The sequence below is a fragment of the Mucilaginibacter angelicae genome (genome assembly GCF_042434235.1).
GTDB lineage: Bacteria > Bacteroidota > Bacteroidia > Sphingobacteriales > Sphingobacteriaceae > Mucilaginibacter > Mucilaginibacter angelicae.
This window is the reverse complement of record NZ_JBHLTS010000076.1, coordinates 97,384-110,636: the sequence shown is the minus strand read 5'-3', so window position 1 is coordinate 110,636 and position 13,253 is coordinate 97,384. Positions and strand designations below refer to the sequence as shown.

At 41.4% G+C, this 13,253-nt stretch carries 11 protein-coding genes; 6 read left to right on the top strand and 5 right to left on the bottom strand.

The annotated features are described in order from the left end of the window. Window positions 1–177: 177 nt before the first annotated feature. Window positions 178–2,781 carry a M1 family metallopeptidase gene (locus ACFFGT_RS26710; RefSeq protein WP_377025570.1) on the bottom strand — a complete coding sequence of 868 codons (2,604 nt, stop codon included), beginning with the start codon at window positions 2,779–2,781 and terminating at the stop codon, window positions 178–180. 218 nt (window positions 2,782–2,999) lie between these two features. On the opposite strand from ACFFGT_RS26710, the gene ACFFGT_RS26705 reads away from it, so the two are divergent. The 6 genes from ACFFGT_RS26705 to rseP all read left to right on the top strand — a co-directional run bounded on the left by ACFFGT_RS26705 (window position 3,000) and on the right by rseP (window position 9,866). Beyond that, a complete protein-coding gene (locus tag ACFFGT_RS26705; RefSeq protein ID WP_377025569.1) occupies window positions 3,000–3,950 on the top strand; it encodes a glycosyltransferase family 2 protein in 951 nt (316 codons plus the stop codon). Window positions 3,951–4,066: 116 nt separating this feature from the next. Then, the gene (locus tag ACFFGT_RS26700) at window positions 4,067–5,035 is read left to right on the top strand and encodes a glycosyltransferase family 2 protein (RefSeq protein ID WP_377025568.1); all 969 of its coding nucleotides are present in this window, start codon (window positions 4,067–4,069) and stop codon (window positions 5,033–5,035) included. 5 nt (window positions 5,036–5,040) lie between these two features. Further along, window positions 5,041–5,817 carry a glycerophosphoryl diester phosphodiesterase membrane domain-containing protein gene (locus ACFFGT_RS26695; RefSeq protein WP_377025567.1) on the top strand — a complete coding sequence of 259 codons (777 nt, stop codon included), beginning with the start codon at window positions 5,041–5,043 and terminating at the stop codon, window positions 5,815–5,817. 1 nt (window position 5,818) lies between these two features. Continuing rightward, window positions 5,819–7,318: a GH3 auxin-responsive promoter family protein gene (locus ACFFGT_RS26690; protein WP_377025566.1), complete on the top strand. Its 1,500-nt coding sequence runs from the start codon at window positions 5,819–5,821 to the stop codon at window positions 7,316–7,318. A gap of 6 nt (window positions 7,319–7,324) precedes the next feature. Further along, window positions 7,325–8,512 (top strand): 1-deoxy-D-xylulose-5-phosphate reductoisomerase, encoded by a 1,188-nt coding sequence (locus ACFFGT_RS26685; protein ID WP_377025565.1) that lies wholly within the window; start codon window positions 7,325–7,327, stop codon window positions 8,510–8,512. 19 nt (window positions 8,513–8,531) lie between these two features. Continuing rightward, the gene (gene rseP / locus ACFFGT_RS26680) at window positions 8,532–9,866 is read left to right on the top strand and encodes an RIP metalloprotease RseP (RefSeq protein WP_377025564.1); all 1,335 of its coding nucleotides are present in this window, start codon (window positions 8,532–8,534) and stop codon (window positions 9,864–9,866) included. A 123-nt stretch (window positions 9,867–9,989) separates the two neighbouring features. Here rseP and ACFFGT_RS26675 read toward each other — a convergent pair whose 3' ends face one another. The 4 genes from ACFFGT_RS26675 to ACFFGT_RS26660 all read right to left on the bottom strand — a co-directional run bounded on the left by ACFFGT_RS26675 (window position 9,990) and on the right by ACFFGT_RS26660 (window position 13,242). Then, window positions 9,990–10,544 (bottom strand): DUF4199 domain-containing protein, encoded by a 555-nt coding sequence (locus tag ACFFGT_RS26675; protein ID WP_377025563.1) that lies wholly within the window; start codon window positions 10,542–10,544, stop codon window positions 9,990–9,992. Window positions 10,545–10,696: 152 nt separating this feature from the next. Then, the gene (locus ACFFGT_RS26670) at window positions 10,697–11,278 is read right to left on the bottom strand and encodes a DUF4199 domain-containing protein (RefSeq protein ID WP_377025562.1); all 582 of its coding nucleotides are present in this window, start codon (window positions 11,276–11,278) and stop codon (window positions 10,697–10,699) included. Between the two features lie 37 nt (window positions 11,279–11,315). Beyond that, window positions 11,316–11,984 carry a hypothetical protein gene (locus tag ACFFGT_RS26665; RefSeq protein WP_377025561.1) on the bottom strand — a complete coding sequence of 223 codons (669 nt, stop codon included), beginning with the start codon at window positions 11,982–11,984 and terminating at the stop codon, window positions 11,316–11,318. A 7-nt stretch (window positions 11,985–11,991) separates the two neighbouring features. Continuing rightward, window positions 11,992–13,242: a dihydroorotase gene (locus ACFFGT_RS26660; RefSeq protein ID WP_377025560.1), complete on the bottom strand. Its 1,251-nt coding sequence runs from the start codon at window positions 13,240–13,242 to the stop codon at window positions 11,992–11,994. Window positions 13,243–13,253 lie beyond the last annotated feature (11 nt).

Genomic DNA, 13,253 nt, shown 5'->3' with positions numbered 1-13,253 from the left:
TCACCTACAAAGTGACCCTCATTTTGTGGGTACAAAAATAGAATTTTAAATAGCATTTAGCATCAAAGCAGTTTCATAATTTTAATTGGGATTGATTTAATGAAAATAAAACAGGCATCTTTATTTCTAAGCAAATAGAAAATAAAGATGCCTGTCGCTGCTTTATCGTAAATAGACTTATTTAAAAGCCTCGTTTGAAGGATTTGAGTTAACAGATGTTTCCTTAACCTTAAATTCAATTGGCTGCCCAACCATGATAGTTTTTATGGAGAACGGAATTTTAATGCCTCCATTAATGCCCTCATAATTACCAAACTCCACCGACAGGTCATTCGCCCCCTCAATAGTTTGCTTAAGCTTTAATCCCGTTTTCTGGCTGTAATAATTATGGACATGAATTTCGGTACCTATGTTGATATCAACCTCGTAGGCAAGTTCGCCATTTACAACCCGTAATATAGGCTGCAGGCTGATGTTTTGATTTATCCGTTCATAATCAAGCTCAGGAAACGGGCGGCTTTTAAGTTTAATCATTTTTTTAGCCACATCATCAAGCTGCAGGTCCCTGTTAACCTGTTTTGCTTTTATACTATCACCATTGAGTGTTACATGTGATACAACGAGATTATTATAGGAAGGTACCATTGCTTCCTGAAAATACTTATCAGGCATTTTGTAACGGGTCACCAATTGCACTTCGGCACCTTGAATACTACCGGTTGCAGATGTTTGCAGGTCACGAACATTCTTTAGCTTATCAGCACCACCAATAGCATCTAAATACGCCTTGATAACACTGCCCGCAGTTGTACCCTGTGGTATTGGCAGCCCGCTGTATGAGTTATTTTCGGGGTTAATATCAGGCAGGGTATGATCAGGATCGATAGTTGCATATGCGATTTTTGAAGTCGACTTATACGGGAACGTCCAGGTATCGCCCCGCTGCCAGATCTCGGCCGGAAGTTTTACAGTTCCAGTCTTTCCGTTTTCTTCCTTTATAGATATGGTAACCGGCAGGGCCATTTCTTCCAGGTTTTCAATAGTGATCATGGCGCCTTTTGAAGCATCGTTATCAGGGTAGGTAATATCTTTTATCCCTTGATCCAATTTCCAGGTGGTGAAAAACCATTCGTTCCAAAACCAGCTCAGGTCTTCACCCGCAGCATTATCCATGGTATGGAAAAAGTCCCAGGGTGTTGGGTGTTTAAAAGCCCAGCGCTTGATATAGGTTTTAAATGCGTAATCAAAACGCTCCTCGCCTAATACTTGTTCGCGTAAAATAGTCAAAGCTAATGCAGGTTTTTCGTAGGCGGCAACTGCCAAAAAATCTTCCTGTATCACATCGGGCACATTCATAATGGCTTCAGCTCCAGGGCTGAATAAATAGCCTGCACTTTTTTGCTGGTCGGGCTTTTCATAATATTCGCCTTTGTTAAATACTTTAGTATCAACATTATTAATAAAGGTATTAAAGCCTTCATCCATCCAGGCATATTTGCGCTCATTTGAGCCAACAATCATCGGGAACCAGTTGTGGCCAAACTCATGGTTGGTAACTTCCCATAAGCCTCCGTTTTGATTATTAGAACCGCAAAATACAATACCCGGGTATTCCATGCCTCCTACTAAACCGGCCACATTGGTTGCAACGGGATATGTATATTCAAACCATTTATCGCTGTATAGTTCAATGGCAGCTTTCACATATTCGGTTGAGCGACCGTATGAATCATTGCCTTTAGCTTCAACCGGGTAAACAGATTGTGCAAGCGCTTTTTTACCGCTTGGCAAATTAATCCGTGCAGCATCCCAAATAAATGCTTTTGAAGCTGCCCAGGCTACATCACGCGCATTTTTACATAGAAAATGCCAGGTAAGCGTAGGCTTTTTCGGGTAATCGTTATTATGCAAAATATCTGTGGAATCTTTAATCGTAACTGTTTGATCGCTTTTACGAGCCTCGGCCAGGCGATTAATTGAGGTTGGCGATAATACTTCGGCAGGGTTAAGCAATTCGCCTGATCCCGCTACAACCAAACTTGCAGGTGCGGTAATGGTATAATCAAAATTACCGTACTCAAGGTAAAACTCGCTTGCGCCAAGATAAGGTATGGTGTTCCATCCGGTTACATCATCATAAACCTCCACCCGAGGGTACCACTGGGCAATTTCATAGATCCAGCCATTTTTGGTGTGCTGACGGCCCATCCTGTCGGTGCCATATTCAGGCACATCAAAGCCATATTCAATCTTGATCTGCAGTTTGCTTCCGGCTGCACGTAATGAGTCCTTCAGCTTTATCTGCATGCGGGTATCAGTAATCAGGTAATCGGCTTTCAGCGTTTTTCCTTTATTGATGATATAAACCGATTTTATTTCGGCACCCTTTGTGTATGATTTATTTGCAAACCTGCCGCCTGATACATTGCTTGTTGCTTCGGCACGTGAATCTTCCTTGTATATATTCTGATCAACCTGGAGCCATAAAAAACCAAGTGCATCCGGACTATTATTGGTATAAGTAATTAATGTACTGCCTTCTATGCGGTGTTTAGCAGTGTCAAGCGTAACATCAAGCTTGTAATCGGCCCGGTTTTGCCAGTATTTTGAGCCGGGCGCACCACTGGCCGACCTGAACTCACCTCCCCTTTCGGGATAAAACATAGGGTTAAATACTTTATGCTGATCATACTTAGGGGCTGGCTGATCTGCATTTTGCGCTTTTACTTCACAGGCATAAAAGCCTAAAACCAATAACAACGCGGCTTTGTAGAATTTCATTAATTGTGTTTTAATTGTGAGGGAAAGATATTAAAATATATTTGAGTTGAAACGTAATTGCTTGGTTACGTAGTATCAGCCGCGTTTTTTATAGTAAAAATGAATAAACTATTTGGCTAAAAACACCGTTGATACATTGTTGCAAATCAATCCCTATTTTTTATATTTTTGCGGATGATTTACGGCATATATACAGCCCGTTGATCGCAGCCCTATAAATGGATATATCAGTTGTAGTACCTCTTTACGATGAAGTAGAATCGTTACCCGAATTAACCTCATGGATTAGCCGGGTAATGGACGAAAACCGTTTTACTTACGAGATAATTTTGGTTGACGATGGCAGCAAAGATGGATCATGGGAAATGATCAGGAAGCTTCAGCTGGGCAATCCTTTTATCAAAGGCATTAAATTCAGGCGTAATTATGGCAAATCTGCAGCCCTGAATACAGGCTTTATTGCGGCCAAAGGCAATGTGGTAATTACCATGGATGCCGACCTGCAGGATAGCCCGGATGAGATCCCTGAGCTTTACCGTCGTATAACTGAAGAAAAATATGACCTTGTATCCGGATGGAAGGCGAAAAGGCACGATCCGCTGAGCAAAACAATCCCAACCAAACTATTCAATGCTGCTACCCGCAAAATGAGCGGAATAAACAACCTGCATGATTTTAATTGCGGTTTAAAGGCCTATCGCGGTGTAGTGGTTAAAAACATAGAGATTTATGGTGAAATGCACCGTTATATTCCGGTGTTGGCCAAGTGGGCCGGTTTTACCAAAATTGGCGAACAGGTTGTTGAACACCGCCCCCGTAAATACGGTAAAACCAAGTTTGGTTTAAGCAGGTTTATCAACGGCTTTCTGGATCTGCTTTCGATATTCTTTGTAGGTAAATTTGGCAAGCGACCTATGCACTTTTTTGGCCTGCTGGGCACATTGAGCTTTTTTGCAGGCTTTTTTATAACCATTTGGATCATCGGCGAAAAACTGTACAATCTGGCACATGGCCTAACTGTACGGCAACCAACTGATAACCCATTGTTTTACATAGCATTGGTAGCTATTATATTAGGTTCTCAGTTGTTTTTAACCGGCTTTGTTGCCGAACTTGTATCGCGCAGCGCAAGCGAACGCAACCATTACCAAATTGAGGAAACAATTTAATTGAATGTGCAGGTATGCAGATTTCAGATGTGCAGATGAAATAATAAAAATCATCTGGCTCAACTAAAACAATCTGCACATTTGCACATTTGAAATTTGCACATCTATCTAAAAACATGTTTTTTTCCATCATCATTCCTTTGTATAACCGCCCGCAGGAGATTAAAGAACTGCTGGAAACCCTCACCTTGCAAACCTATAGCAATTTTGAGGTTTTGGTTATTGAAGATGGATCTGTAAATGATGCTGAAGCCATAGTAAATACATTTACAGATAAGCTCAATCTGCGTTATTTTAAAAAGCAGAACGAAGGCCAGGGCTTTACACGCAATTTTGGTTTTGAGCGTGCCAAAGGTGATTATTTTGTGATTTTTGATTCGGATTGTTTGATCCCTCCTGCTTACCTGCAAATTGTTAATGAGTCATTGACTGCAAATTACCTTGATGCTTACGGAGGTCCTGATGGCGCGCATGATTCTTTTACACCTACGCAAAAAGCCATTAGTTATTCCATGACCTCCCCTTTTACTACCGGCGGTATCCGTGGCAATAAAAAGGGCATAGGCCAGTTTCATCCGCGCAGCTTTAATATGGGGGTTTCAAGGCAGGCCTGGGAAAAAGCAGGCGGCTTTATTATTACCCGCCTTGGCGAGGACATTGAATACAGCATCCGCATTCATTCACTGGGTTTTAAAATCGGGCTCATCCCCGATGCAATTGTGTACCATAAACGGCGTACCAACTTTTACCAGTTTTATAAGCAGCTGCACTTTTTTGGAAGGGCGCGTATCAACATCTCCACGTTTTTTCCGCAGGAGCTTAAGCTGGTTCATTTTTTCCCGGCGGCTTTTACATTGGGCGTTATGCTAACTATTATTTTAAACATATTTAGCTCTGTATTAGCACCTATAGGTAATTTTATACTGTTGATTTTCACTTTGTTAATATTTTTCCATGCCTGGTGGAAAAATAAATCGTTAAAAATCGCATTTTTGAGCATTGTAGCTGCCTTCACACAACTTATTGCCTACGGGTTAGGATTTATACAGGATTTTTGGAAGCGGAAAGTTTTAAGTAGATCATAAGCAATATGTACCACCCCTTTTCTGTAGCGGAGACTATTAAAACCGCATGGAATATTTTAAAGAAGAATTTTGTGCCGCTGGTGGTTTATTCAGTAATCTCATTATTTATAAATGAGTTTGTTGAGTTTTTGAAAGCGTTTATTGTGCTTGATGACAGCATGGTCACTCAAATGGTGTTTATCTTCATCCAGCTCATCGTTCAGTGCTTCATTGGGCTCAGCTTTTATAAACTGATCCTAACCCTTATGGATAAGGCGTATTACGAGTTTGAGTTTAAAGATATATTACCGTCATTTAAGATGACATTTAACTTTGTTGTTATTGGTATTTTAACAGGCATATTCGTTGCAATCCTCGTGTTCTTTTACGTACTCGGTAAACGGAATTTGGGATATGACCGGCTTTTTGAAATTATTGAACTGATACTGGTTCTTTATATCAGTCTCCGTAGTATTTTTTGCATATGTTTTATTGTAGATGATGATTCATCTCCTATCGAATCTCTGCGACAAAGTTTTGAGATAACTAAGGATAATTTCTTTAAAACGTTAGGAGTATTTGCTATCATAATTTTGATACTTGTTATGGTTCTGATCCCGGTAATAGCAATTATAGGTTTGCTGGGTTTTGACGAGGATAACGGCGGCTTTGTTTTCCGTTTAGCATTTTATTGCTGGTTTATTTTAACCTTTCCTTTTATACAGGTGATAATCATGGTTACTTATCGGAAACTGGTTTACAGCCATCAGGATGTGGATGATGACTTATCAGAAACCAATTAAAATGGGACTTAAATCTGCATTAAGCAAGCTATTTGCCGCCCTGATTAACCGGGAGCTAAATAAAGTACGTAAAAACGCTGTTTCGCTCCAGCAAAAAACATTTACAGATCTGGTAGATGCGGCAAAAAACACCGGTTTCGGTAAAGACCATCAGTTTGAGCAGATCAACAACTACGAGGATTTTAAACGGCTGGTGCCTGTACATGACTATGAAGATCTTCGTCCTTATATTGACCGTGTAGTTAACGGCGAGGAAAATGTACTTTGGCCAGGCAAGCCAGCTTACCTGGCTAAAACATCGGGTACAACATCCGGGGTAAAATATATTCCTATCTCCAAAGAAAGCATGCCGGAGCATATCAAAGCTGCCCGTAACGCATTGCTTAGCTATATTCATGAAACCGGCAAGGCTGATTTTGTTGATGGCAAAATGATCTTCCTGCAGGGCAGCCCGATCTTGGCCGAAAAGCATGGCGTATCAACCGGCAGACTTTCAGGTATAGTCGCCCACCACGTTCCAGCCTATCTGCAAAAAAATCGCTTGCCAAGCTACCAAACCAATTGCATAGAAGATTGGGAGCAAAAGGTTGATGCCATTGTAGAGGAAACTTTTAATGAAGATATGCGCCTCATCAGTGGGATCCCACCATGGTGTCAGATGTATTTCGACAGGCTTTCGGCCAAAGCCGGCGGCAAAAAGGTGAAAGACATTTTCCCGAACTTTAAGCTGTATGTTTATGGCGGGGTTAATTATGAGCCCTACCGTGCCCGTATGGAAGAAAGTATCGGTTTTAAGATCGATTCGATCGAGACTTACCCGGCATCCGAAGGCTTTATTGCCTTCCAGGATTCTCAAACAGAGAAAGGGCTTTTGTTACTGGTGGATTCGGGGATTTTTTACGAGTTTATCCCATCCGAAGAGTATTTTAACGAGAACCCAATCCGCATCAACATTAAAGATGTGGAGCTGGATAAAAACTATGCCCTTATCATGAATACAAGCGCGGGTTTATGGGGATATAGTTTGGGCGATACCATTAAATTTGTTTCCAAAAATCCGTACCGCATCATTGTTACAGGTCGCATCAAGCATTATATCTCAGCTTTTGGCGAGCACGTAATAGGCGAAGAAGTGGAGCATGCATTGATGAGCGTAGCCAAAGAAGAAGGGGTTGATGTGATTGAATTTACGGTTGCCCCGCAGGTTAACCCGGAAGCTGGTCAATTGCCTTACCACGAATGGTTTATTGAGTTTGGTTCGGCCCCGGCCGATCTTCAGGCTTTTGCCATAAAAGTGGATAAGGCGCTTCAGAATAAAAATATTTACTATTTTGACCTGATTGAAGGTAACATTTTGCAACCTTTGGTGATCCAAAGCCTGCAAAAAGATGCATTTATCAATTACATGAGATCGGAAGGCAAACTTGGCGGTCAAAACAAAGTACCGAGGCTATCAAACGACAGGAAGATAGCCGATGGATTAAAGGGTTTTATAAAATAAAGATAATTGAGTAACCAGGTAAAAAACATTGCCATTCTTGGCTCAACAGGCAGCATCGGTACACAAACACTTGATGTAATAAGGTGGAACAGCAATTTATTCAGGGCATTTTTGCTCACCGCACATTCCAATGCCGATTTGCTCATTAGCCAGGCTATTGAGTTTGTGCCGGAGTATGCCATTATCTGTGATCAAAGCAAATACCAGGAAGTTAAACAGGCTTTAGCACATTTGCCAATACAGGTGCTGGCTGGTCACCAGGCTATTATTGATACAGTAACGCACCCGGAAATTACAGTTGTATTGACGGCCATGGTTGGCTTTGCCGGCTTGGAGCCTACCATTGCGGCTATTAAAGCCGGTAAAGATATTGCCCTGGCCAATAAAGAAACACTTGTTGTTGCCGGAGATATAGTAACGGCATTAGCTAAACAGCATGAAGTTAAAATATCACCCGTTGATTCGGAGCATTCGGCTATTTTCCAGTGCCTGGTTGGGGAGGATAATAACCCGATAGAAAAACTAATTATTACTGCTTCTGGCGGACCGTTTCGCGGCCGTAGTCTCGATTTTTTAGCCAACGTTACCCGCGAAGATGCCCTTAAACACCCCAACTGGGTAATGGGTGCCAAAATCACCATCGACTCGGCATCATTGATGAACAAAGGGCTTGAGGTTATTGAAGCTAAATGGCTGTTTGATGTTGAGGCCGATCAAATTGAGGTGATAGTTCATCCGCAATCTATTGTTCATTCGTTGTTGCAGTTCAGAGATGGATCAATCAAAGCGCAGTTAGGCCTGCCCGATATGAAGCTGCCGATCCAGTATGCCCTCACCTACCCCGAACGGATCCCAACCAATTTTAAACGATTCAGCTTTACCGACTATCCTAATCTCACATTTGAAAAACCGGACCTGGAAACTTTCCGTAATCTAAGCTTAGCGTATACTGCTTTAAAACAGGGAGGTAATATGCCCTGCATCATTAATGCGGCAAATGAAATAGCCGTTGCAGGATTTCTTGATCGTAAAATTGGCTTTTTAACTATGAGCAGCATCATTGAAGAGTGTATGCAGAAAATAAATTTCATTGCAAACCCTACCTTAACCGACTATTTGAATACTGATAAAGAAACACGCATCTTTGCGCAAAATTATATACAGCAATTGCCCTCAAAAGCATTACAATTTTAATATTACATAAATATAGATAATGAGTATAGTGATCATGGTGGGCCAGCTTATACTGGGCCTTTCAATTTTAATAATCCTGCATGAACTGGGGCATTTCCTGGCGGCACGGGCCTTTGGCATTAAGGTAGAAAAATTCTACCTGTTTTTTGATGCCTGGAACGTGAGCCTGTTTAAATTTACATATAAAGGTGTTGAGTACGGTATTGGCTGGCTGCCGCTGGGTGGCTATGTTAAAATAGCCGGTATGATTGATGAGTCGATGGATACTGAGCAAATGGCAGGCCCGCCGCAGCCCTGGGAGTTCCGCTCAAAACCAGCCTGGCAGCGCCTGATTGTAATGCTTGGCGGTGTTACGGTAAACGTTATATTGGGTATTTTAATATTCTGGGTGTTAACCATGCGTTTTGGCGATAGCTATATCCCTAATTCGGCTGCTAAATATGGCATTGTACCTGGCGAGGTTGGTAAAAAGATAGGTCTTCAAATTGGTGATAAAGTGGTTGCTATTAATGGTAAGCCGTTTGAACGCTTTGATGACCTTACAAGTCCGCAGGTGTTACTGGATAATACCGTGTTTACCATACAACGCGGTACGCAAATTTTACAGATCAACATTCCGCGCACGATTTTAAACGATCTGAATGATCATGACATAGAAGGCTTTATGAGCCGTCTGCCCCGTGCCAAATTTATTGTAGATTCTTTAGAGCCGGGCAGCAATGCTGTGAAAGCAGGTTTAAAAAAGGGTGATAGCATTGTAATGGCTAATAATCATCCAATTGTGTTTTATGATGAATTACAAGCTCAGCTGGTTGCCAATAAAGGCAAACAGGTTGAATTGGGCATAAAACGTAATCATGAACTGGTTACCCTGAAGGCACAAGTTACACCTGAAGGTAAACTGGGCTTTTACCGTGCAAAAACCGATTTTCCCGAAATCAAAACAATAAAATATGGCTTTTTTGAAGCCTTCCCTAAAGGAGCGGAAAAGGCATGGGAAACATTCAGGGATAATGCCAAAGGTATTGGTAAAATTTTCAGGGGTGATGTTAACCCGGGTAAAGCTGTAAGCGGGCCGGTAGCAATAGCAAGCCTGTTTGGCGGCACTGTAGACTGGGTTCACTTTTGGACATTGGTAGGCTTCCTTTCGATGGTATTGGCGCTCATGAACCTCTTGCCTATCCCGGCACTTGACGGAGGGCACGCGGTGTTCCTGATCATTGAAATGATCAAAGGCAAGCCATTGAGCGATAAGTTCCTTGAACGTGCACAAATTGTAGGCTTTGTGATATTGGTGACCCTGATGGTATTTGTTTTTGGTAACGATATTGTGAAGCTGATAATGAAGAAGTAGATTGTCGGAGATTATTGGTTGGCGGTTAGAGATTAGTTGCCTTCCAAAATCAAAAAATACAGAAATAAAACAGGCCTGTTAGTTGACAGGCCTGCTTTATTTAAAATTACTTTATTATCGTTTTTATACCGCCGGATCAAGAGGTTCAGGATTATTCGAAATATCAAATGGTGAACGCTCGTTCTTAAACACAGCCGCGGAAATCAGGCTTACAATGGCTCCGAAAATTGCATACATTACAACAACACCTACCACAGCAAATACAGCAAAAAATTTACGGGTCATATTTAAAGCTGTATCAATTTGATCCTGGCTTAGTTTACCATCTTCGGTCATCTTTTTCTGCGATGCCTCAATAATCTTATCAACCATTTCGGGACTCAAAATTGTGTAGTAAACGTATGTAAATATGGCTATGAACACCCCGGTGAAAATAGCATATAAAAAGCCTGACAAGAAGCCTTCTCCATAAGTGAGGTAACCTCCAAGCTGATCTTTGTATTCCTTTTGAGCAAGAAACAGGAGCGCCAGGAAAGGAAGAAAACTCAGGTATTTAAGGGATGAATTTGGATCGACATTCAGGAACTGAAACGCATAAGTTATAACTATTGAAGTTATCAGGTTAATTAATGCCCACTTCAGGGCTGGTTGTGATGGACTCGCTTTTTTTACTTCCATGATATAGGTGTTTAGTGTTTGGTTAAAATTAACCAATTATTTATTAATTATATCACGTGCATTTTTATTTTCAAATCGGATGACCTTATATAACAAAGCCGGCCTTTCAAGTTTGAAAGGCCGGCTTTGATCATATGGTTTAGCTTTTATTATCAGGAAACGACTCCAGCTGGCTCCCTCTTAAAAAAGGATGCAAAAATTATTGATAAAACAAACAAAAGTATAATGCTTATACCGAAGGACTGAATTTGCTGCCCGATGGTAACTGATCTTTCAGCATTAATGGCTTTTTTCATTTCCAATATTTTAGCATCAGCTTCTTTTTTCTCCTCCGGTTTTGTGGTTTCATCCTTCAGTTTGTTAAGTGCATTAACCATGGCCGTTTCGGTTTTCTGAACCATATTGGGTTCAATTACTTTTGCAAAAACCTGGTCTTTAATAATAAAAGCCATTAAGTACGAAATAAAAAACATGATAAATATTCCGGTAGCGGCCTGCCGCATTGTCCATATCCCTCCTATTTTGGCCCGCAGGTTCAGTGAAAATAACACTGCAACACCTAAAGGCAGCAGGTATGAAAACACCATTGAACCTAAACTAATAGCAAGCGCCGATTTAGCAACCTCAACCATAAAGTAAAAGTAAATAATGCTTATGGCTGATATTACCAACCCTAAGAATACTCCTTTGATCAATCCCTGTTTCTTTATCTTTTTATCTGTTTCTTCACTCATATAGTGACTTATATTTACTTAATAAACGCTGTATGTATTATTGAAAACTAACCAGAATTTCTAAAACGGCCATATCAAATTCTTTATTGACGGCATTATCAGCAATCTCCTTTTTCTCTTCATCTGATGGATCGATATTTTGGAAAAAGCACATCATCGGGTAAAATAATTCCGCAAGTTCTGAATCTTCAGGAAGTGTTGAAGCTACTTTACTGATCTCTGATACGGGGCTTTCAATAAGGATCTGATTTGCGATAACGGGCTCATAAATCCTGTATTCATCCTGGAATTCGTCCTCATCAACCAATAAAAACTCTTTCAGGTAATCTTCAAGTTCCGGCTCAATTTCCTCGTCTTCGCACTCGTTAAGGTATAGCAGCATGTTAAGCAATTCGGTACCACGGTCAAGCGTTTCTTCTTCAATGCTTTCCCATTCCGGAGTATCAAGATAATCTTCTTCCAGTTTTTTAACGTCGGCGCTAAAAAAGTTGATCATCAACAGGTCGAAGAAGATCTCGCGAAGACCTTCCACTTCCGGGTTTTCATCAAAAACTGCGTCCAGTTCATCTACTTTAGATAAAAAATCTTCGTCGGATGCAAATACGTCGGCAAACTCATCTGTCAGCTGAGTTGCATCAAAGCTGTTGTATTTTGAGAAGGCCTCAAGCGCTGCTACAAAGGCGATTTCTATTTTTGGATCGATCATAGGTATATTATTTAAAGATTTGTTGATTGTTGTAAGTTAACAATACTTTACCTTTTAAACCCTGCCCGATATAAGGCGAGTTTGCAGATTTAGATTTGTTATTGGCCACGGTATATTCCCATTCGGCATCAGCATCAAAAACTACAAGGTTAGCCTTTTCATCTTCGGCGATAACAGGCAATTCAACACCAAGTATTTCGCGTGGATTGACAGATAGCTTTTCGACGATCAATTCAACCGGCAACCCGGCTTTTAGAGCCAGGGGAAGTGCGGTTTGCAAACCAACCATGCCGTATTCGGCAACCTCGAACTCCACATCTTTAAATTCAATTTCATGTGGGGTATGCTGTGATACAATGGCATCAATAGTACCGTCTTTCAGGCCTTTTATCAATGCAGCAACATCATCGGCGGTACGTAGCGGCGGTTTAACTTTATATAAACTGTCGAAGCCTAAAAGGGCTTCATCGGTTAGTACCAGGTGGTGTGCGGCAACATCGCAGGTAACTTCAATGCCTTTACGTTTAGCCTCACGGATCAAATCAACCGAACGGGCAGTTGATATCGTAGTAAAGTGAATGCGCGATACGGTATATTCGGCAAGATAGAGGTCACGGGCAACCATCAGTTCTTCGGCCAGTGAGGGGATGCCCTTCATACCCAGCAGCGTACTGATCTCACCTTCATTAACCTTCGCTTTTCCTGCTATCGCGGTATCTTCAGGATATGAAAAAACCAATGCATCAAAGCCTTGCGCATATAACAAAGCCCTTTCCATTAAACCGGCATCCTGTACCGGGCGGTTTCCATCTGTAAAGGCTTTAGCGCCGCTTTGGTACATATCATACATTTCGGCAAGATCTTTTCCTTCACGTTTTTGAGATATGGTACCCAATGGATAAACATCAACCAAATTACCTTTTGAACGGTTAAGCAGATACTCTACCTCTGATTTGGAATGTACCGGCGGCTGGCTGTTTGGCATCAGTGCTACGCCTGTAAAACCACCGGCGGCGGCGGCGGCGGTACCGGAACGCAGGTCTTCTTTGGTTTCCAGGCCTAACTCGCCTATATTACAGTTAAGATCGAAAAAGCCGGGCGAAACATACTTCCCTTCGGCGTCAAACAGTTCGGCATCGGCATCAATATCGTCGGCTATGCGGGTGATAACACCATTTTCAATTAAAATATCGGCAACTTGTTGATGAAAGGATGATCCGGGATCAAGAATAGTGGCTGATTTGATAAGCAAATTCATTAGCACTGCTT

What these genes read in the sequence shown, in the direction of transcription:
- ACFFGT_RS26710 (WP_377025570.1), bottom strand. Translation starts at nt 2,781, where the DNA reads ATGAAATTCTACAAAGCCGCGTTGTTATTGGTTTTAGGCTTTTATGCC.
- ACFFGT_RS26705 (WP_377025569.1), top strand. Translation starts at nt 3,000, where the DNA reads ATGGATATATCAGTTGTAGTACCTCTTTACGATGAAGTAGAATCGTTA.
- ACFFGT_RS26700 (WP_377025568.1), top strand. Translation starts at nt 4,067, where the DNA reads ATGTTTTTTTCCATCATCATTCCTTTGTATAACCGCCCGCAGGAGATT.
- ACFFGT_RS26695 (WP_377025567.1), top strand. Translation starts at nt 5,041, where the DNA reads ATGTACCACCCCTTTTCTGTAGCGGAGACTATTAAAACCGCATGGAAT.
- ACFFGT_RS26690 (WP_377025566.1), top strand. Translation starts at nt 5,819, where the DNA reads ATGGGACTTAAATCTGCATTAAGCAAGCTATTTGCCGCCCTGATTAAC.
- rseP (WP_377025564.1), top strand. Translation starts at nt 8,532, where the DNA reads ATGAGTATAGTGATCATGGTGGGCCAGCTTATACTGGGCCTTTCAATT.
- ACFFGT_RS26675 (WP_377025563.1), bottom strand. Translation starts at nt 10,544, where the DNA reads ATGGAAGTAAAAAAAGCGAGTCCATCACAACCAGCCCTGAAGTGGGCA.
- ACFFGT_RS26670 (WP_377025562.1), bottom strand. Translation starts at nt 11,278, where the DNA reads ATGAGTGAAGAAACAGATAAAAAGATAAAGAAACAGGGATTGATCAAA.
- ACFFGT_RS26665 (WP_377025561.1), bottom strand. Translation starts at nt 11,984, where the DNA reads ATGATCGATCCAAAAATAGAAATCGCCTTTGTAGCAGCGCTTGAGGCC.
- ACFFGT_RS26660 (WP_377025560.1), bottom strand. Translation starts at nt 13,242, where the DNA reads ATGAATTTGCTTATCAAATCAGCCACTATTCTTGATCCCGGATCATCC.